17 protein-coding genes, 1 tRNA gene and 1 riboswitch are annotated in these 18,951 nt (G+C 64.7%); of the genes, 4 read left to right on the top strand and 14 right to left on the bottom strand.

The window, feature by feature from the left end:
• Window positions 1-78: 78 nt before the first annotated feature.
• The gene (locus AC1DD3_RS08465; protein WP_476881421.1) at window positions 79-861 is read left to right on the top strand and encodes a glycoside hydrolase family 16 protein; all 783 of its coding nucleotides are present in this window, start codon (window positions 79-81) and stop codon (window positions 859-861) included.
• A gap of 100 nt (window positions 862-961) precedes the next feature.
• The gene (locus tag AC1DD3_RS08470) at window positions 962-2,098 is read left to right on the top strand and encodes a cytochrome P450 (RefSeq protein ID WP_476881413.1); all 1,137 of its coding nucleotides are present in this window, start codon (window positions 962-964) and stop codon (window positions 2,096-2,098) included.
• Window positions 2,099-2,169: 71 nt separating this feature from the next.
• Here AC1DD3_RS08470 and AC1DD3_RS08475 read toward each other — a convergent pair whose 3' ends face one another.
• Window positions 2,170-2,580 carry a hypothetical protein gene (locus AC1DD3_RS08475; protein ID WP_476881414.1) on the bottom strand — a complete coding sequence of 137 codons (411 nt, stop codon included), beginning with the start codon at window positions 2,578-2,580 and terminating at the stop codon, window positions 2,170-2,172.
• A gap of 292 nt (window positions 2,581-2,872) precedes the next feature.
• Between AC1DD3_RS08475 and AC1DD3_RS08480 the strand changes: the two genes are divergently transcribed.
• Window positions 2,873-3,535: a GNAT family N-acetyltransferase gene (locus AC1DD3_RS08480; RefSeq protein ID WP_476881422.1), complete on the top strand. Its 663-nt coding sequence runs from the start codon at window positions 2,873-2,875 to the stop codon at window positions 3,533-3,535.
• Window positions 3,536-3,654: 119 nt separating this feature from the next.
• On the opposite strand, the gene AC1DD3_RS08485 is transcribed toward AC1DD3_RS08480, so the two are convergent.
• The 13 genes from AC1DD3_RS08485 to AC1DD3_RS08545 form a co-directional block, all read right to left on the bottom strand.
• The gene (locus tag AC1DD3_RS08485; RefSeq protein ID WP_230119632.1) at window positions 3,655-3,843 is read right to left on the bottom strand and encodes a hypothetical protein; all 189 of its coding nucleotides are present in this window, start codon (window positions 3,841-3,843) and stop codon (window positions 3,655-3,657) included.
• A 391-nt stretch (window positions 3,844-4,234) separates the two neighbouring features.
• Window positions 4,235-4,310 (bottom strand) — tRNA-Ala (locus AC1DD3_RS08490).
• 142 nt (window positions 4,311-4,452) lie between these two features.
• A complete protein-coding gene (gene rsfS / locus AC1DD3_RS08495; RefSeq protein WP_230119633.1) occupies window positions 4,453-4,854 on the bottom strand; it encodes a ribosome silencing factor in 402 nt (133 codons plus the stop codon).
• A gap of 44 nt (window positions 4,855-4,898) precedes the next feature.
• On the bottom strand, window positions 4,899-5,969 hold the full coding sequence (locus tag AC1DD3_RS08500; protein WP_476881415.1) for a hypothetical protein: 1,071 nt from the start codon (window positions 5,967-5,969) through the stop codon (window positions 4,899-4,901).
• Between the two features lie 317 nt (window positions 5,970-6,286).
• The gene (gene nadD / locus AC1DD3_RS08505; protein ID WP_476881423.1) at window positions 6,287-6,958 is read right to left on the bottom strand and encodes a nicotinate-nucleotide adenylyltransferase; all 672 of its coding nucleotides are present in this window, start codon (window positions 6,956-6,958) and stop codon (window positions 6,287-6,289) included.
• 1 nt (window position 6,959) lies between these two features.
• Complete coding sequence (locus tag AC1DD3_RS08510; protein WP_230119636.1) at window positions 6,960-7,184, bottom strand: hypothetical protein; 225 nt, start codon at window positions 7,182-7,184, stop codon at window positions 6,960-6,962.
• A gap of 100 nt (window positions 7,185-7,284) precedes the next feature.
• Complete coding sequence (locus tag AC1DD3_RS08515) at window positions 7,285-8,634, bottom strand: glutamate-5-semialdehyde dehydrogenase (RefSeq protein WP_476881416.1); 1,350 nt, start codon at window positions 8,632-8,634, stop codon at window positions 7,285-7,287.
• 26 nt (window positions 8,635-8,660) lie between these two features.
• Window positions 8,661-9,758: a glutamate 5-kinase gene (gene proB, locus AC1DD3_RS08520; RefSeq protein ID WP_230119643.1), complete on the bottom strand. Its 1,098-nt coding sequence runs from the start codon at window positions 9,756-9,758 to the stop codon at window positions 8,661-8,663.
• Window positions 9,759-9,822: 64 nt separating this feature from the next.
• Window positions 9,823-11,412 (bottom strand): GTPase ObgE, encoded by a 1,590-nt coding sequence (gene obgE, locus AC1DD3_RS08525; protein ID WP_230119638.1) that lies wholly within the window; start codon window positions 11,410-11,412, stop codon window positions 9,823-9,825.
• A 117-nt stretch (window positions 11,413-11,529) separates the two neighbouring features.
• Window positions 11,530-11,793, bottom strand: a complete 264-nt coding sequence (gene rpmA / locus AC1DD3_RS08530) for a 50S ribosomal protein L27 (RefSeq protein ID WP_003803426.1) — start codon at window positions 11,791-11,793, stop codon at window positions 11,530-11,532.
• Between the two features lie 60 nt (window positions 11,794-11,853).
• On the bottom strand, window positions 11,854-12,162 hold the full coding sequence (gene rplU / locus AC1DD3_RS08535) for a 50S ribosomal protein L21 (RefSeq protein ID WP_230119644.1): 309 nt from the start codon (window positions 12,160-12,162) through the stop codon (window positions 11,854-11,856).
• Window positions 12,163-12,491: 329 nt separating this feature from the next.
• Window positions 12,492-14,045 (bottom strand): bifunctional hydroxymethylpyrimidine kinase/phosphomethylpyrimidine kinase, encoded by a 1,554-nt coding sequence (thiD, locus tag AC1DD3_RS08540; RefSeq protein ID WP_476881417.1) that lies wholly within the window; start codon window positions 14,043-14,045, stop codon window positions 12,492-12,494.
• A riboswitch (TPP riboswitch) is annotated at window positions 14,028-14,125 on the bottom strand. It overlaps the preceding gene by 18 nt.
• A 77-nt stretch (window positions 14,126-14,202) precedes the next feature.
• Entirely contained in the window at window positions 14,203-17,604 is a 3,402-nt protein-coding gene (locus tag AC1DD3_RS08545; protein ID WP_476881418.1) for an Rne/Rng family ribonuclease, read from the bottom strand.
• 465 nt (window positions 17,605-18,069) lie between these two features.
• On the opposite strand from AC1DD3_RS08545, the gene AC1DD3_RS08550 reads away from it, so the two are divergent.
• Complete coding sequence (locus tag AC1DD3_RS08550) at window positions 18,070-18,753, top strand: vitamin K epoxide reductase family protein (RefSeq protein ID WP_230119641.1); 684 nt, start codon at window positions 18,070-18,072, stop codon at window positions 18,751-18,753.
• Window positions 18,754-18,951: the final 198 nt, after the last annotated feature.

Consider the following 18,951-nt stretch of genomic DNA (forward strand, 5'->3'; position numbering starts at 1 on the left):
CCCGTAGCCTGAACCTAGCGGAATGACCCGCATGCGTGTTGCTGGGGCGCTGTGGATGATGCAGAGCCGAGGAGAGCCATGCGTTTGAAGCGAAAGCTGGCAGCAGCGGTTATTGCTGCCGCCACATTGAGTCTGGCGGCAGCGAATCTGAATGGGCGCTTGTCGGTACCGGCATCGGACCCGGCATTCGTAGCAACGGCGGCCTCGGACGGAGTCCAGGCTGCAGTCCTGCGGGGGTGGGGCCGGGTGGTGGCAGGCGACGAGTTTTCCTACGTCGGGGCGCCCAACCCGCAAAAATGGAAACTCTACGACGGGCTGGGTCACGCCGGCAAAGGGATCCGTAGCCCAAAGGCGTGGAACGTGGCCAACGGAGTGGCGACGGTCAGCGGCAACGTTTCCGGCACGACGGGCGGGATGTCGGCAATTTTCGCCCAACAAAAGTACGGCCGTTGGGAAACACGAATGAAGACCAGCGTGCGGGACCCGAAATACCACCCTGTCGTGCTCCTGTGGCCGAACGGCAACACTTCGCCGAACTGCGCTGAAGTTGACTACGCCGAGGCGCTCACCGATACCACCATGGTCAAATTCGCCCTGCACTACGCTTGCGCCGGACCATACAGCTATCAGACTCGGGGGGCACGGACGATCGACGTCACCCAATGGCACAACTATGCCGTGCAGTGGACCTCAACGGGGATCACCGGATACATCGATGGAATCCTGTGGTTCACCGACACGAATCCAGCCCATCTGCCGACGGTCGGGATGCACCAGACCCTCCAGCTCGACTGGTTCCCGAACGGAACGGCCACCAAACCAACCCAGATGCAGGTCGATTGGGTCCGCGTCTACCGGTGAGACGGGCAACGCGCGGCCCCGACACTTCGTCTGTGCCCGAAAGACCGCGGGCTGAGCAGGGAGGCCAGCCATGGACTTCAGACCGGATAATGAGCATCGAATGGACCCCTTCCCTCATTACAAGAGGATGAGGGAAAGCGCACCTGTCCTCCACGACGAGCTATCAGGGAGTTGGCATTCCTTCCGGTACGACGACGTGCAGCGTGTGCTTTCCGAACATGCTACGTTCTCCTCAAGGATGGGCGGGGGCGATCCGTCGGAGGCGGGCCAGTTGTTCGCGGCGAGTCTGGTCACCACCGATCCACCCCGGCACCGGCAATTGCGCTCCCTGGTGACTCAGGCGTTCACGCCGAAGGCAGTGGAGGGGCTTGCTCCCCGCATCTCAACGCTCACGGAGGAACTGCTGGACGGGATCGCTGCCATCGGTACGGCCGACCTTGTCAAGGAGTTGGCGTACCCGCTGCCGGTGATCGTGATCGCGGAACTCATGGGCATACCCGCCGAGGACCGTGATCGCTTCAAGAAGTGGTCCGATGTCATCGTCAGCCAAACGCGGGCGGGAGGGGAGGGTGCCGACCACCGCACCACCAATTGGGACATGACTGAGTACTTCCTGGCCATGATCGAACAGCGTAGACGCCGCCCTGGAAGTGATTTGATCAGCAACCTGCTCGCAGCCGAGATTGAAGGCGAAAAACTGAGCGTCGCCGAGCTGCTGGGCTTCTGCAGTTTGCTGCTCGTCGCCGGCAATGAAACGACCACCAACCTGATCGGCAACGCGGTGCTTTGTTTCACGGAAGTGCCCGGCACAATCGAACGGCTCCAAGCGGAACCGTCGCTGTTGCCGCAGGCGGTAGAAGAAGTGCTGCGATTCCGTTCTCCCGTCCAGTCCATGTACCGGGTGACGGCTACAGAAACTACCCTGGGCGGTCTCCAGATCCCCGCCGGAGCCCCGCTGGTGGCGTGGATCGGATCGGCGAACCGCGACGAGCGGCACTTCCAGCGACCTGACCAGTTCGATATCGACCGCGGTCCTGTCCGGCATCTTGCCTTCGGCCACGGCATTCACTTCTGTCTCGGTGCCCCTCTTGCCAGACTTGAAGCGAGGATCGCACTTGCGGCCATTCTGTCCCGCCTGCCCGGACTGGTCGTGGACGCCCAAACGCGCCTCGAGCGGGTGGAAAGCACGATCATTTACGGGCTCAAGGAGCTTCCGGTCAGCTGGCAGGCAGCCTAACCACGAGGTTCCGTATGCCTCGAACCGTTGGGCACGGGGAAGGCCTACTCCCCTCTGCGGCGCCAACGGCCTTACAGGCGGTTGAGTAATTCGGCCCGCCTGGTGTTGAGCTCCTCGTCGGAGATCAGACCCTGCCGCTGCAGGCGTACAAGTTCCTGGATCTGCGACGCCACAGACGGGGATGCTGCGCTGGCCGCGTATCGGTTGATGCTGAGCACCCGGATGATGACTCCTGCAAGGACCAGGGCGATGCCCAGCACTATAAGGATCCAGGTCGGAACCGCAGAAGAGTCGACACTCCGATAGCACTCTGCCGCGGCACGGGAGCGGCTCCGAAGGGCGTCGAAGATTTCAGCGGCGCGGCTTTGCGGCATCAGCGCACTGCCGCAAAGCGGGCCGGCTTTCTGCAAGCCGACGATGATTCCCGTGATCGATACGGAGAACCCCGCGGCAATCAGCCAAATCCATCCTCGCCGAGTCATGGGGTCCGGCTGCACGGTACCTTCCATATCTCCCCTATAAAAATCGCTAGTGATGAAGGAAATCATATCGGCACCGGATAAAACAAAGCCGCTGGACCGGGCTGATGACCAGTTCCAGTGGCTTCTTCTGGAAAAGCTGCTGCGAAGGCGGTGATGCCTCCGTTGAGGCCGCACATCAGTGCGCCACGATGGACGCCACAGACCAAGCGGCGACGCTCGGCGGGCGCAACCCGCCGAGCACTCTGGCGGCCAGGAACCGTTGCGACGACTTCTCGGCTAAAGTAACCCGGTGATGGCGGGGACTAAAACTTTGATCGGGGATGTGCAGGTCAGGTTGCTGCGCCAGGCAGATGCTGAACTCATGTCCGCTGCCTACGAACGGAACAGGGAACACCTTGCCCCGTGGGAACCGGAGCGGTCCGAGCACTTCTTCACGCCGGACGGTCAGAGCGAAGTTATCTCCGCCAAGATGGACATGCACGCCTCAGGTTCGGAACTTCCATGGGTCCTCCAAGTCGGTGACCGCATCGTCGGGTGTCTCACACTGACCGGCATTGTCCGCGGGCCATTTCTCAGCGCCCACATCGGATACTGGGTCGACAGTGCATTCACTGGCAAACGACTCGCCTCCGCCGCTGTTGCCTTCGCGGTCGAAACAGCGGGGCGGGATCTGGGCCTCCACCGTCTGCAGGCGGCGACGCTTAGGGCTCCTGAGGGAACCGTTGGTCGAGAAGGGTGTCCGTCTACCTGCCTTCCCGCTAGAGTACGGCCACCCAGCCGAGGGTGTGTTGCCGGGCCCGTCGCTGCTGGGGACGCCGGGCCCGGCCATCCGGAGCTTCGGACTAGCGGTTTGGTCCGCTCCAGGACATGTTCACTCTCGCCCGAGGGCCTTGTGAAAAAGCGGGAGCTCCCCCTCAAATACGTGGTACTCGCCGACCCCCACGATGGGGGGTGAGCAACGTTCCGGACGTTTGCAGGTGAAGGAGTCGGCGTTCGGGCGGCTCTTCGGCCGATAGTCCAGAGAGGCACGAAAGAGGGGCAACCATTGCGGCTGCCCCTCTTTCCGTTCTCGGATTAGACCTTCTCCCCGGTCCTGTCAGGAGCCTGCTCGGGTTCCTGGACCGTGAACTCCCTGCGGCGCCAAGGGAAGGCCCAGAACTTGAAGTCCTTTGCCTCCACCCGGCGCTCCGGGCGCTCGTCAGCATCCCGTGTGGCGTCTTTCCTGGCGTCGCGACGGAAATCCTTGCTGTATGAACCGCACATCACTGACCTCCTAAAAGCGGTGCCCCTTAATCGTCCTCCGATCCAGCCGGCACGTCGAGAGGCCGGACGCTGATTATGCCGATCGTGGACGGCGGCTGGGCCCTCATTTCAAAACGCCGAGCTGCTCATGGAACAGGAACGGCATTGCCCCGCCCACAGGCCCGTCACCCTGACACCTCAGGCCCAGCCAGGATGCACACACCATCGGTTCTGAGCCGGCTAAAGGAGCGACAAAAGACCTCTGGTGCAGGAATCTACGCTGCGCTGCTTCCCGAGCCCTCGATCGCTGGTGTTCGCGTCTCCAAAACACGGGCAAACACAGAGCCGTGCTGAATTTCGGCAAAGAAAAACCGCCGGAACCGGGCCGCAGCCCTGAGTTCCAGCGGTTTCTTGGTGGAGCTGAGGGGACTCGAACCCCTGACCCCCTGCATGCCATGCAGGTGCGCTACCAGCTGCGCCACAGCCCCTAATTTTCGCTGCTCCGGCACCTTCAGCGTTCGCCTCAGGGCCCGACCTTTTGTTCGGATCTCTCCGAAGCAACTCAAATATCTTAGAACAGCGATTCCGAAAATTCCAAATCGGGCATATTGGCCACTGTTCGGGCCAGCCCTACTCTGATTCGGAAGTCGCGGCGGCCTTGGCGGAGGTGTCGTCGCCGAGCTGCAGGTCCACGACCGGGCAGTCCTTCCAGAGTCGCTCGAGGGCATAGAAGACGCGGTCTTCCTCGTGCTGGACGTGGATCACTACGTCGGAGTAATCCAGCAGGACCCAGCGGCCGGCCGAGCGGCCCTCGCGGCGGACCGGGCGAAGGTCCTGCTTGATAAGCTCCTCTTCGATGCCGTCGACAATGGCGTTGACCTGGCGTTCGCTGGGCGCGGAAGCGATCAGGAAGACGTCTGCGAGGGCAAGGCGCTCGCTGACGTCCAGGGCAACGATGTCCTGGGCAATCTTGTCCGCCGCGGCCCTCGCTGCGTGTCGGGCTGTGGTGATGGATGAATCGGATGCAGTCACGGGACTCCTTGTTGTGGTGTAAAACCTGGTGGTTATTGCTGAAGTCAGCGCGAGAGGCCGCTGATGATCATGATGATTCCGGTAATGAGGGCAATGGCCCCGAGGGCCAGCACTCCCAACTGGAGGAGCCGGAGCCGGTGGGCTCTGCCGAGACCGGCCGTTGCGGCATCGAGCGGATCCAGTCCGTAGGCGGACTTCGCTGACACAGGCGGCAGCCCGGCAAAATCCTCATTTGACTCCGCATCCCAGGCGGCGTTCGGCTGAGGAGCTGCGGCTCCGGACGCCGCCCTTGCTGCCGCCTCGGCACGGGCGATCACCCGCGAGCGTCCCGTCGACGGCGTGCTGCCGCCTGACCGCGACTTCTTGGTCTGGCGTGCGCCCCGTGCGGGAACGCGTGGCCCCGGGCTGGTCACCACCGGAACATAGGATGTGGCCGGCCGCTTCATGACGGGGCGGTCCACTCCCGGAACCTGGACAAATTCCAGGGGCGTTACCATGGCCAGGTTGCTGGCCGTGGACGGGCCGTTCTGCGGCTGCGTCGGGGCGTTCTGTTCGGCAAGTTTCTGTTTGGCCATGGCACGCTTGTTGAGAACGGCAGCCCGTTCAGCAAGGGCTATCTGCTGAGCCAGGATCTCGGGGTCCACGGCTTCCGGGTCCGCGGCAGCGATGTGCTCCATCTTGGCGAGCTGGTTCCTGGCCTGTTCGGCGATGAGGGTGCGGGCCTCAAGTGCCTGTTCGACGGTCATGCCCTCGGGCAACTCGTCCCCGGCGGACGCCCCGGCCGACGCCGGCGCGGCCTTCGGCTGCGCGGGCGCCTGCGGTTGGGCTGGGGGTTGACCTTGCACCGGTTCAGGCGCTGCAGGTGCCTGCGCTTGCGTGGAACCCTTCTTTTGGGCGGGAGCCGGGCCGCCAGCAGCGGGCGGGACCACGGGCATGGCCGAGGTGACAGCCTGTTCCAGCTGCATCAGCCTGAGCTGGCGGCGAGTGGGCGGTCCGCCTCCGGACAGTTGCCCTTCTTTTTCCGCGAGCTCTTTGATGGTGCGGAGCGCGGCACGGTCCCTCGCCCTGATCTGGGACGAGCGTTCAGCCGCTGAGCCTGCGGGGACGGAATCCACGGGCCCCGGCGCGACGCGGCGGACACGCCCAGATTCGGAGGATGGACGCGTTGCATCAGAGGCGCGGGCGCCATCGGGATTGCGGGGAGTGTCCGCGGGACGTGGAGCGCCGGCGGCCCTGGACGCTTCCGTTGCGCGGGGATCAGCCGGCTGCTTTGACGAAGGCTGTTTCGGGGAAGGCTGCTTTGAGGCAGGGGCTACCCCGCCGGCACCCGTGGTGCTGGCGTCATCCCGGTTCTTACCCAGGGCTTCATCTCTGGCCTTCCGTAATTCACGGCGGCTGCGGACGGGTGGCTGTTCCTGACTCATTTAAAAACTCATTCAGTGCTGTCGGGATCGTCTGTCTCGGTAAGCGCGGAGCTGCCTCGCTGGGTCCGCGGCGCGGCGTAAAGTCCGTATTTCGCGATGTACTGAACCACGCCATCCGGCACCAGGTACCAGACCGGATTGTTGGCCGCCACGCGTGCGCGGCAGTCCGTTGAGGAAATGGCCATGGCCGGCACCGTGAGGAGGCTGACGTCCTTTCGGCCCATGCCGTCCAGTTCGTGCCCCGGCCGGGTGACGCCCACGAAGTGGGCCAACGACCACAGTTCGTCGATATCTTTCCATGACAGGATCTGAGCCAGGGCGTCCGCACCGGTGATGAAGAACAGGTCCGCATCGGGACGCTGGGTCCGCAGGTCCCGCAGCGTGTCGATGGTGTAGGTGGGACCGGGACGGTCCACATCCACGCGGCTGACGGTGAACCGCGGATTCGACGCCGTGGCAATCACGGTCATGAGATAGCGGTGTTCCGGCTCGCTGACCTTCTTGCTCGACTTCTGCCACGGCTGGCCGGTCGGAACGAAGACCACCTCGTCCAGTCCGAACTTGGCGGCTACCTCGCTGGCCGCCACCAAGTGGCCGTGATGGATGGGATCGAACGTCCCGCCCATCACGCCCAACCTCAGCCGGCGTTGCGGACCGCCGTGATGCAATGCGGTGGAAATGTTAGTGGCCCTGCCCGTGATCGTGCTTGTTGGGGTGCTGGCGGTGCGGATCCGAATGTTCGTCCACCGGGGAGTGGCGGTTGCCCAGGTTCGAGTAGGACAGCGTGATGAACATCAGAACCAGCAGGATGCTGAAGATCGACACGCCAAAAACCCACGGTTCAGCCCAGAGGGGGGCCCGTTCTTCGTGTTCGGCAACTGACACGGCGATCTGCTGGAGCAGCATTTTCTCCCCTAGGACTGAAAGGATGACGACGGCGGAAATTCCCGCCGTTCCGGACTTCTGTACTATGTTACCGCGTTGTTAGCCACGGTTACCGCGGTTGTTAACCGCGCACCTGGCCTTCGCCCTGCACGATCCACTTGGTGGTGGTCAACTCCGTGAGGCCCATCGGACCCCGCGCATGAAGCTTCTGCGTGGAGATGCCGACCTCGGCACCCAAACCCAATTCGCCGCCGTCGGTAAAGCGCGTGGACGCGTTCACGATCACCGCCGCCGAGTCAATTTCCGCAATGAAGCGTTCGGCGTTCGCGAGGTTGTTGGTCAGGATGGCCTCGGTGTGGCCGGTGGTCCAGGTACGGATGTGCTGCACCGCTTCGTCCAGGCTGTCCACCATGGCCACCGCCAGGTCCAGGTCCATGTACTCGGTGGCCCAGTCCTCGTCGGTGGCCGGCACGGACTCTACGGATGCGGGCAGCACGGCGCGGATCCGGTCATCGGCATGCAGACGGACGCCGGCCTTGCTGAGCGCCTCGGCCACCGCCGGTAGGACGGTGGAGCCGGAGTGGACCAGCAGCGTTTCCACGGTGTTGCAGACACTGGGCCGCTGGGTCTTGGCGTTGAGGAGGATCTCCACGGCCATGTCCTCGCCGGCAGACTCGTCGATGAAGATGTGAACGTTGCCCTCGCCTGTCTCGATGACCGGGACGGAGGAATTGTTCACGACGGTCTGGATCAGTTCACGGCCGCCGCGGGGAATCAGCACGTCAACACGGCCACGGGCACGCATGAGCACATTGGCCCCTTCGCGTCCGAACTGGTCGACGCTCTGGACGGCATCCGAAGGAAGGCCCACGGAGTCGAGAGCTTCGCGCAGTACGAGGATCAGGGCCTCGTTGGTGGCAGCCGCCGCTGAGCCGCCGCGCAGGATCACGGCGTTGCCGCTCTTCAGCGCGAGACCGGCGATATCAACAGTCACGTTGGGGCGGGCCTCATAGATGGCGGCAACCACGCCCATGGGGACGTTGATCTGACGCAGGCGCAGGCCGTTCGGCAGCGTCTGGCCCCGGACAACGTTGCCGACGGGGTCGGGCAGGCCCGCGAGATTTTCGAGGGCGCCTGCGAGGGCGTCGATCCGGGTTTCGTTGAGCGTCAGCCGGTCAAGGAGGGCGGCCGAAGTTCCGTTCGCGCGGCCGGCTTCCACGTCCTTGGCGTTCGCGGCAAGGATCTCGGCCTTGCGCTCCAGCAAAGCGCTTCCAATGGCACGAAGACCCTTGTCCTTCAGGGCGCGGTTGGCCCGGGACATGCTGCGGGCAGCGTGGCGGGAACGGTCGGCGATCGCGTAGACGGCCGCCTCGACCTCTGCCGGTGTCGGCTGGGAGTTTTCCGGCATGGAAGGGACCTGCGTAGCGTCGGTGGATGTCTCTGCTGCTTGGTTCATCAGTGCCTCAGTCATCATTCAAGTCTAGGCGAGTGCGGCCGTTAGACCAGAACCAGGTCATCAACGTGAACAACCTCACGGTCGAAGCCGCGCCCCAGGGACTCCCCCAGCTCCACGGTGGAGCGGCCCAGCATTTGCGGCAATTCGCTGGCGGAGTAGTTGACCAGGCCGCGCGCAATGACCGTGCCGTCGGCAGATACCATTTCGACGGCGTCGCCGGATTCAAAGGTGCCTTCAACGGCCGTGATGCCCGCCGGGAGCAGCGAGGTGTGGTTGTCCCGCACGGCGGTGATGGCGCCGTCGTCGAGTATTAGCCGGCCCTGCACGTGCGCGAGGTGCGCGAGCCACATCATGCGCACGGACTTGCGTCCGCTGTTGACGGAGAACCAGGTTCCCACGTCTTCTCCGGCAAGGGCCGCGGCCGCATTCGCGGTGGAAGTTACAAGCGCGGGGATGCCGGAATCTGCAGCCATTGTGGCTGCTTCCACCTTGGTCTGCATGCCGCCGGTTCCCACCCCGGCTTTGCCGGGACTGCCGATGGATACACCTTCAAGGTCCTGCGGGCCGTCTACCTGCGGGATCCGCTTGGCGCCCTTCGAGGGCGGACCGTCATAAAGCGAGTCGACGTCGGAAAGGAGCACCAGCGCATCGGCGCGAACCAGGTGGGCAACGAGGGCGGAGAGGCGGTCGTTGTCGCCGAAGCGGATCTTGTGGGTTGCGACGGTATCGTTCTCATTGACCACGGGCACAACGCCGAGGTTCAGCAGACGGTTCAGTGCGCGAAACGCGTTCTGGTGATGGCTTCGCCGCATGAGGTCATCTGCAGTCAAAAGCACTTGGCTGACGGTGACACCGTGCGCGCCGAAAGCCTGTGTGTAGCGGGCCATAAGGAGGCCCTGGCCCACGCTGGCAGCTGCCTGCTGCGTGGCGAGGTCGCGCGGACGCTTGGCCAGGCCAAGCGGTGCCAGTCCTGCCGCGATTGCCCCGGAGGAAACCAGGATGATTTCGGCGCCCGCGTTGCACTTGGCCGCCAGCGCGTCAGAAAGTTCGGTCAGCGCCTCCTCCGAGATTCCGCCCTTGATGCTGGTAAGCGACGACGATCCGACCTTGACTACGATGCGGCGTGCCCTCGCGAGCATCCTGCGGTCGTCGGTTCTGGTTTCCTCGATGACTACTGCGGAATTATCGGTCACGTGTGCGGGTTCACTCCTCATTGTCGGTGTTCAGTCCACTCTCCTTGAGAGGCCGTGCGGCACGGCGTCCACTGACTGACTCAGTCCAGATTCCGGCCTTGCGCTCAGCCTCCAGCTCGGCGCGTGCCGCGGCCTTGGCTTCACGGCGCTCGACCTGCTCATCGCGCTTCTGTCCACGCGTCGGCCGGTCTCCGATGTCAGCGAAACGGACGTCAGTACCGCGCGGCGCGGCGAGCAATTCCGCGCCCGCCATCATGGTGGGCTCCCAGTCGAACACAACGCCGTCGTCCTCACCGATCACCACTGTGTCGCCGGGCTTGGCACCCTGCTTGAACAGTTCGTTTTCCACACCCAGTTTGGCAAGGCGGTCGGCCAGGTAGCCAATGGCTTCCTCGTTGGTGAAGTCGGTCTGTTTGACCCAGCGCACAGGCTTCTCGCCCAGGACGCGGAACAGCGGCTCCAGGTTCTTCTCCTCGCGGCGGATCTTGAAGCCGGCCTCGTTGACCGCACGGGGGCGCAGGACAGGAGCGTGCACCTTGGGCGGCGTGGCCGCCACCGTGTCCCGGGCGGCCTTGACGATCTCGGCCATGGCGAAACCAAGCTGGCGCAGGCCCTCGTGGCTCGTGGCTGAGACTTCGAAGACGCGGTAGCCTCTGGACTCCAGCTCCGGGCGGACGAACTCGGCCATGTCCTTGCCGTCGGGCAGATCGACCTTGTTCAGTGCCACCAGCCGGGGCCGGTGGTTGAGCGGGACAACTTCTCCGTCGGTGCCGGCGTAGCTCATGTCAACGGCATACTTCTCAAGCTCGGCTTCAATAATGGCGAGGTCGGAGAGCGGGTCACGGTCAGATTCGAGCGTACCGCAGTCCAAAACGTGCACCAAAGCCGCACAACGCTCCACGTGGCGGAGGAAGTTATGGCCCAGGCCCTTGCCTTCGCTGGCACCCTCGATGAGTCCGGGGACGTCTGCGATGGTGAACCGGACCTCGCCGGCCTGGACCACGCCGAGGTTGGGGATGAGCGTGGTGAACGGGTAGTCGGCGATCTTGGGCCGGGCAGCGGACATCGCGGCAATCAGGCTGGATTTGCCCGCCGAAGGGAATCCGACCAGGGCAATATCCGCGATGGACTTCAGTTCCAGCACGATGTCGCTGGAATCACCCTCGATGCCCAGCAGTGCGAAGCCGGGGGCGCGACGCTTCTGCGAGGACAGCGAGGCGTTGCCAAGGCCGCCGATGCCGCCGGCAGCAGCAATGAATTCGGTGCCTTCGCCGACGAGGTCGGCGAGGACTTTGCCGTCCTTCGTCTTGACCACGGTGCCGTCCGGGACGGGCAGGATCAGCGTTTCACCGTTCTTGCCGCCGCGCCAGTCACCCATGCCCGGGCCGCCGTTGGTGGCGTGCCGGTGCGGGGCGTGGTGGTAGTCCAGCAGCGTGGTGGTCTGCAGGTCCACGCGCAGGATGACATCGCCGCCGTTGCCGCCATTGCCGCCGTCGGGTCCGCCGAGCGGCTTGAACTTTTCACGGTGAACGGAGACACAGCCGTGGCCGCCGGTACCGCCGGATACGTGCAGTACTACCCGGTCTACAAAGCTCGCCACGGTGAATCTCCTCTGTGCTTAATCTGGCTGTCTTGGACACCCAAATTGATTGTAATGCGGTTAAAAGAACAGTGGAGCGGGCCATCATGGCCCGCTCCACCGGTTCAGATCCTGTTGTTACTCTGCAGCTGCAGCAGCAACGATGTTCACGACTCGACGGCCGCGGCGGGTGCCGAATTCGACAGCGCCGGCCTGCAGTGCGAACAGGGTGTCGTCGCCGCCACGGCCAACGCCTGCGCCGGGGTGGAAGTGGGTTCCACGCTGGCGGACGATGATCTCGCCAGCGGAAACTACCTGGCCGCCGAAGCGCTTGACGCCGAGGTACTGGGCGTTGGAGTCACGACCGTTGCGAGTGGAGCTCGCGCCTTTTTTATGTGCCATTTGGAATGCCTGCCTTTAAATTCTGGGGAATCTGCTGAAAACCTGAACAGTAACCAGTGGTTACTTGATACCGGTGATCTTGACCTTGGTCAGTTCCTGACGGTGACCCTGGCGCTTCTTGTAACCGGTCTTGTTCTTGAACTTCTGGATGACGATCTTCGGACCACGAAGGTCCTCAAGGATCTCAGCCGTAACAGTTACCTTGGCCAGGTCCGCAGCTGCGGAGGTGACCTTGTCACCGTCTACCAGGAGCAGTGCGGGCAGCTCAATGGTGCTGCCAGCTCCACCGGCGACGCGGTTCAGGGTAACGAAGTCTCCAACGGAAACCTTCTCTTGGCGGCCGCCTGCGCGGACAATCGCGTACACCACTTGGGAACTCACTTCTCTCGACGTTTATTACTAAATTTGCGTGCGGAACCTGGGTCCAATTGTTTGGCCTGGCTCTCGCTGTGCCTCAACGCCGTGGATTCCCCGGGGGAACCCGTGAGCTATCCCAAGAACAATTCCGATTGGATCGTTCCGGGGTCATAACCCAAGTGTTGGCGTAAGCACCGAAGATCTAGACTACGCTAATTTCGCCTTCGGCCGCAAATGAGGCTGGTTTCGGCGGGCTGTCCGTGATAGGCGCCACAAGGGCTGCCGCACCGCCTGCCGTAACCGTGCGCATCTATCGTACCGGCTGCCGCGCCCGCCGCCGCTCAGCCGAGGCGGCGTGGCGCGTCGAAGAAATCCACTTCGTAGCGGCAGGACTGCCGGAAGGCCGTGAGCATCTGGGTGCGTTCCCAGTCAGACGCCGCGCGCCCGGCGGCATCGGTGATCCCGATGGCCTGCCGGGTGGCCGCGGCGAAGTCCTCGTCGGCGTAGGTGCGCAGCCACTCCGCGTACGGATGCTCTTCCGGGGCGCCCGCCGCCGCAAATTCGGCGTGGAGGCTCGCCCCGACGTCGGCATAGAGCCAGAAGCACGGAAGCACCGCCGCCACCAGCACGGCATAGCTTCCGGATGCAGAAGCAGCCAGCAGGTGGTCCACATATGCCTTGGTGACCGGCCCCAGCTCCGCCCGCACCGTCCGGGTGCTGAGCCAGCTGCGGTGCAGCTCCGACTCGACTTCGAGGCACTGCTGCGCGGAACGCGCCCAAAAGAGCTGCTCGGCCTCGGTGGGGGCAAGGGCGCTGGCCCGCGCCAGGACGCGTGAATACCCGTTGAGGTAGATGGCATCCTGGGCAAGGTAGTACGCAAACTCGTTTTCCGGCAGGGTGCCTTCCACCAGGCCGCGGATGAAGCCCAGGCCGTAGATCGATTCCAGGTCGGGTGCGGCTTCGGCGTGGAGCATCCCGGCATAGCTGCCTTCGCCCGCCACCGTCAGGTGGTGGAAGTGGTGGACAGGTCCGTTGCCGTGCCCCACGTCGAGCCTCCCGGACGTGCGGAGGGCCCCTTCCAGCCACGGCTTGACGGTACGCAGGGACAGCTCCCAGTCCCCTAAGCGCGCCTGCACCGTAGCCATGGCTGAGGACAGCGAGCACCCTGTGCCGTGGCTGTTGCGCGTCGGAACCCGCTCGCCGTCCACCACCACGACGTCAGCCGACAACACACCACCGGTATTCACGAGGGCGTCCGGGCAATCAGCACCGTCCAAATGCCCTCCCTTGACCAGGACTGTGGCCCCGGTTTCGGCCGACAACCGTTTTCCCTGCTCGAGCGCGTCGGACCAGGTGGCGGCTTCCGGCTCCCCGAGCAGCATGCCCAACTCGGCAAGGTTGGGCGTAATCAGGTCGGCCAGCGGCAGGAGTTCCCGAAGTGCAGACTCCGCGGACTCCTGCAGCAGCCGGTCCCCACTCGTTGCAACCATGACCGGATCAAGAACCACGACGCCGGGACGGACCTTCTCCAGCCAGTTGCGGACCGCGGTGATCACCTTTTCGTCGCCCAGCATGCCGATCTTCACGGCGTCCACAGTGATGTCGTCGCTGACAGCTGACAGCTGCGCGGTCAGGAAATCCGCCGGCGGCACGTGGACGGCACTGACGCCGCGGGTGTTCTGGGCGGTCAGCGCCGTGATGGCGGCCATTCCATAGCCCCCGTTGGCCGCGATGCTCTTCAGGTCCGCCTGGACTCCGGCGCCTCCTGAAGGGTCCGAGCCGGCGATCGCCAAGACCCGGGGAATGTCCCGGCCGGTGCGCGGGGAGAATTTGAAGGCGGCAACGGAGGAATCAACCGCGGGAGGCAGGACAGATGCTGAGGACAAAGGAGACATCCCTTCGCCGGTGCTAACCGGTCAGGTTCAACGGGTTTGGATCTCAGCCGGCACTTTGCTCGGCACCCCGTGTCAGTCCCCCAGCCTAGCGGCTTACTCCCAAAACCCAACGGGCCGGTGCTGCGATTGCAGCACCGGCCCGTTGGAAGGGGTCGACTCAGAGCTCAGACGCGGGTACGCCTACGCCAAGAATGATCGGCTCGCTGGCCGGCTTGGCGGCAGCCACCTTGTCCGCTTCCGGAGCCTTGGCCTCATGCGAGTGTCCGGCCACTGCTGCCGGCGCCGTCTCATGGTGTTCCACGGACGTCTCGTTGGCTGCGCCCTGCGCACGGCTTGCGCTGCGGTTCCGGCGCGGACGTCGGGCCCGGGTCTGCACGGCCGAGTGATCCGCGAACCGGTCGGCGTCGTTCTCCGCAACCGCCGGAGCGGGACTCGCCCCGGTTCGCGCCGGGGCAGCTACCGCAGTGGCAGGGCCGGCTGCAGCCGGATCAATAACAGCAGGTACCGGGGCCGCCGTCGGCTCCTCCGCAGCGGGAGCAGCAGGCTCGCCAAGGTGCGCGAAGGCTTCCTCAAGCCGGTCCAGGGTCAGGGCAGGCGTTTCGGATGCCGGCTCGTCGGCGTGCTCGACGAAGGGAAGCACCACCTTCTCGCCTCCGAACGTCAGCACGGCGCCGGGACGGCCGGAAATGCTTTCCGTCTCCGGGCTGCGGTGCACTGCCGGGCTCTCCGGAGCGGAGGCCGCCGGCACCGGAGCAGGCCGCGCCGCATCGCCGGAGACACCGTGGTGGGCGGCATCCTCGTGCAGGTGGGCTGCGTGTGCCGCTGCCGCTATGTTGGCGAGGGCCGCCCGGGTGGCTTCGGCCTTGGCATGGCGCTCGGCCTCGGTTGGCTCGTGATGGACTGCGGCGGGAGCAGTAGGCGCGGACTCGGCCGGAACCTGGCCGCCCTTGCCGCGGCGGCGGCTCTTTCGCTCCGGGCGCACGGCGGGCTGGTGCTCCGCCCGAGGGATGTGGTGCTCGGCGGCAACGACATTGGCCCGGCGGTGCTCGACCGGCTCGTCGTGGGTGACGATGCCGCGGCCGGCGCACGCCTCGCACTGCTCGCCGAAGACTTCCAGCAGCCCGGTGCCCATCCGTTTGCGCGTCATCTGCACGAGTCCCAGCGAGGTCACCTCCGCGACCTGGTGCTTGGTCCGGTCGCGGCCGAGGCACTCAACCATGCGGCGCAGTACGAGGTCGCGGTTGGATTCGAGCACCATGTCGATGAAGTCGATCACGATGATGCCGCCGATGTCGCGGAGTCGGAGCTGCCGGACGACTTCCTCGGCCGCCTCCAGGTTGTTCTTGGTGACCGTCTCTTCCAGGTTGCCGCCGCTGCCGGTGAACTTGCCGGTGTTGACGTCAACCACGGTCATTGCTTCGGTGCGGTCAATCACGAGGGAACCGCCGGACGGCAGGAACACCTTGCGGTCCAGCGCCTTGTGGATCTGCTCGTCGATCCGCCACGCCGCGAAGATGTCGGTGTCCTTGGTCCACTTCTCCAGCCGGCCCACCAGGTCGGGTGCCACATAGGTGACGTAGGCCTCGATGGTGTCCCACGCTTCCTCGCCGGAAACGATCAGCTTCGAGAAGTCCTCGTTGAAGACGTCGCGGACCACCTTGATCGTCAGGTCCGGTTCGCCGTAGAGCAGTTCCGGGGCGAGGACCTTCGTGGAGCTGGACTGGCTCTCGATGCCCTCCCACTGCGCCCGGAGGCGGTTGATGTCGTGGGTGAGCTCTTCCTCGGACGCACCTTCGGCCGCGGTGCGGACGATCACGCCGGCATTTTCCGGCAGGCGGTCCTTGAGGATGCGCTTGAGGCGGTTGCGTTCGACGTCGGGCAGCTTGCGGGAGATGCCCGTCATGGAGCCGCCGGGCACGTACACAAGGTAGCGTCCGGGCAGGGAGATCTGACTGGTGAGGCGTGCGCCCTTGTGGCCCACGGGATCCTTGGTGACCTGGACCAGGACGGCATCCCCGGACTTCAGGGCGTTCTCGATCCGGCGCTGCTTGCCTTCGAGGTTGACGGCCTCCCAGTTCACTTCACCGGCGTAGAGCACGGCGTTGCGGCCGCGTCCAATGTCGACGAAGGCGGCTTCCATGGACGGCAGCACGTTCTGGACCTTGCCCAGGTAGACGTTGCCGATGAGGGAGTCCTGCTGCGTCTTGGACACGAAGTGCTCGGCCAGCACGCCGTCTTCGAGGACGCCGATCTGGATTCTGTCGTCGCGCTGGCGCACGATCATCTGGCGGTCCACGGATTCGCGGCGGGCAAGGAATTCGGCCTCGGTGATGACGGTGCGGCGGCGGCCGGTGTCGCGGGATTCGCGGCGGCGCTGCTTCTTCGCTTCCAGCCTGGTGGAGCCCTTGACGCTGGTTACGCGGTTGTTGACGGCGGGTTCACTGGGGACACGTGGAGCGCGGACACGGGTCACAGTGTTGGGGGGATCGTCATCTCCCCCGCCGGTGAGCTCAAGGTCCTGGTCACCGCGGCGGCGGCGGCGCCGCCGGCGTGAGGTCACGCCTTCTTCGGGCTGGCCGGCGTTCTCTTCGTCGGTGTCGTCGGCTGCGTCGGCTCCTTCGGAGTCGCCTTCGGCGTCGTCGCGGTCGGTGATTTCACTGCGGCTCCGGCCGCGGCGTCCGCGGCTGCGACGGCGGCGGCGTCCGCCGTCGTCCTCCAGGTCACTGTCCTCGCTGCTTTCGGCGTCAGTTTCCTCCGCTGCAGCGGGCGCCGCTGCGGGGCGGATCACTGTGTTCAGGTCAGGAGCCTGGAAAATGATCGATGTGACCGACGCGGGCTCCAGGAAGAGCGAACCGGCAGGAGCGGCCTGCGACGGTGCCTCCTCGGCCTCTGCGGCCTCGGCTTCCGGGGTCGCCGCGGCGGCTGCAGCCTCAGCCTGTATTTCCGTGACGGGTGTTTCTTCAACCCGTGTTTCGGACGCCGGCGCTTCGGCCGCGGCGGCGGGTTCAGCCGCCGCTTCCGCGGTCTGAGGCGCGACGGTCTCGGGTTCCACGGCCTTGGGTTTGGTGGCGCGGCGGCGGCGCACCGGCTTCACCTCGGCGGCAGGCATCTCAGTGGCGGATTCGACGGCGGCAGCTTCGGCGGGAGGGGAGACTGCACCGCCCGGAAGCGTTGCGTCTGCGCCCGTGACCTCCGTGGCGCCTGTGTCAGCACCTGCATCGCCGGCGAAGGCGGGCAAGGGCTCGTCAGCAACCTTCTTGCGGGAGCGCGTGCGCCGCACCGGGGCCTTGGCCTCGGCAACGGCAGCTTCCACTGCCGCCACTTCGGCATGCGCGGCATTTGCCGGGTCCGACACAGCGGGCTCAGCCGACAGTGCGGGTTCAGCGAGGGCGGGCTCCTGCAGTTCGGGTTCCGGCAGCGAGAGCTGGGCTTCCGGTTCCTTTACCTTCGGCGCTGCCTTGCGCCTGGTTCGGGTGGCCTTCTTGGGAGCCTCCGCGGCTACTGCTTCTGCACTGGCAGCCGGTTCTTCATTAACGGCTATTACCTGGTCATTATCCATATGTGGCAACACTCCTGCCCCTGACATGCCGCCACATCCGGCACCCGTTGGGGCACGTATTGTCAAAACCCGCGGGCGTTGACAGAAGTCAATTGGATGCCCTCAGGTTCGCACCGGCAGTGGGGTGCGGCAGCCCTGAAAGGCCGGCGGGAATGCTACTGGAACCCGTTGTTTCTGCAATCCACAACCAGGTGCCGTCCAATGGAATGCGGGAGGCCGGATTTCCGAATCCGGAGCCTGCACTGCTTCTCATTGGCGGTCTTGGGAACAAGCCACCGGACCGGAACTCGAATGTGGTTCGCGCTCCAGCCACGTTCATTCTCTCACACCACCGTACAAAAACGCCGTAATTATGTGACAAAGGCGGTCAAGGGACCCGCGAACGGCTGGCTCCCCCAAGCTTGCACCCAGTTCGCGGCGATACAATCTGGGCAGGAGCACCCCCAGACAAAGGACGCCAGCCCCATGCCCAGCATTTCGTCTTCCACCGGCACGGATTCCGGACACGCTTACGCCGACGAATCCGGACGAACTCCCGCGACTGCCGGCACCTCCCTGCCGGCCATGACCCGTGACCGTCCCTTCGGGTGGCTGCTGGTCATCACCGGCATCGTGGGGTGGCTCGCGTCGGGCACCCTGGTGCTGGAGAAACTTGAGGTGCTCAAGGACCCCAACCACACCACCGTCTGCGATGTGAATCCCTGGATCTCCTGCGGCCAGGTGATGCAGACTCCCCAAAGTTCGGTCTTCGGCTTTCCCAACATGTTCATCGGCATCGTCGCCTTCGCTGTCACCATCACGGTAGGGATGGCGCTGCTGGCAGGGGCGAAGTTTGCACGGTGGTACTGGCTCGGGCTGCAGGCGGGCATCACGCTGGGTTTCATCTTTGTAGTGTGGCTGTGGTCCCAGGCACTGTACGTGATCCACATCCTCTGCCCGTTCTGCATGGTGGTCTGGGCAGCCATGATTCCGCTGTTCGTCTGGGTGACGGTACGCAATATTGTCCAGGGCGTGATCCCGGTGCCTGCCGGGGTGGCCAGGATCCTCGGCGACGCCGGGTGGATCATCACTGCGCTGCTGTACGTGGCGGTCATCGCGACGATCTTCTTCGCCTTCATCCAGGTGTTCGTCGGAACCTCCGGCTTCTAACCCTCCCCCTGCCGTCAAGCGCGAGCGAACACTTGGGGCCCCGAATCCGGTCTTGGGTTCTAGCGGTCGTTGCAACACCCCGACTTTTGGGAGTTGCAACGACCGTGGTTCGTTTAAGCGGTGATTCATCAGGATCCGGGTGGTACTCGCAGGATCAGAAGGATGCATTTTTCGCGGTGTTTGACCGCTTGGGGAGTA

It is taken from the genome of Arthrobacter sp. 05T444, assembly GCF_056395905.1.

Bases quoted from the DNA above. Each gene is read 5' to 3' on its own strand.
- AC1DD3_RS08465 (WP_476881421.1), top strand. From the start codon at position 79: ATGCGTTTGAAGCGAAAGCTGGCAGCAGCGGTTATTGCTGCCGCCACA.
- AC1DD3_RS08470 (WP_476881413.1), top strand. From the start codon at position 962: ATGGACCCCTTCCCTCATTACAAGAGGATGAGGGAAAGCGCACCTGTC.
- AC1DD3_RS08475 (WP_476881414.1), bottom strand. From the start codon at position 2,580: ATGACTCGGCGAGGATGGATTTGGCTGATTGCCGCGGGGTTCTCCGTA.
- AC1DD3_RS08480 (WP_476881422.1), top strand. From the start codon at position 2,873: ATGGCGGGGACTAAAACTTTGATCGGGGATGTGCAGGTCAGGTTGCTG.
- AC1DD3_RS08485 (WP_230119632.1), bottom strand. From the start codon at position 3,843: ATGTGCGGTTCATACAGCAAGGATTTCCGTCGCGACGCCAGGAAAGAC.
- AC1DD3_RS08510 (WP_230119636.1), bottom strand. From the start codon at position 7,184: ATGCTGCTCCAGCAGATCGCCGTGTCAGTTGCCGAACACGAAGAACGG.
- AC1DD3_RS08515 (WP_476881416.1), bottom strand. From the start codon at position 8,634: ATGACTGAGGCACTGATGAACCAAGCAGCAGAGACATCCACCGACGCT.
- proB (WP_230119643.1), bottom strand. From the start codon at position 9,758: ATGCTCGCGAGGGCACGCCGCATCGTAGTCAAGGTCGGATCGTCGTCG.
- rpmA (WP_003803426.1), bottom strand. From the start codon at position 11,793: ATGGCACATAAAAAAGGCGCGAGCTCCACTCGCAACGGTCGTGACTCC.
- thiD (WP_476881417.1), bottom strand. From the start codon at position 14,045: ATGTCTCCTTTGTCCTCAGCATCTGTCCTGCCTCCCGCGGTTGATTCC.
- AC1DD3_RS08545 (WP_476881418.1), bottom strand. From the start codon at position 17,604: ATGGATAATGACCAGGTAATAGCCGTTAATGAAGAACCGGCTGCCAGT.
- AC1DD3_RS08550 (WP_230119641.1), top strand. From the start codon at position 18,070: ATGCCCAGCATTTCGTCTTCCACCGGCACGGATTCCGGACACGCTTAC.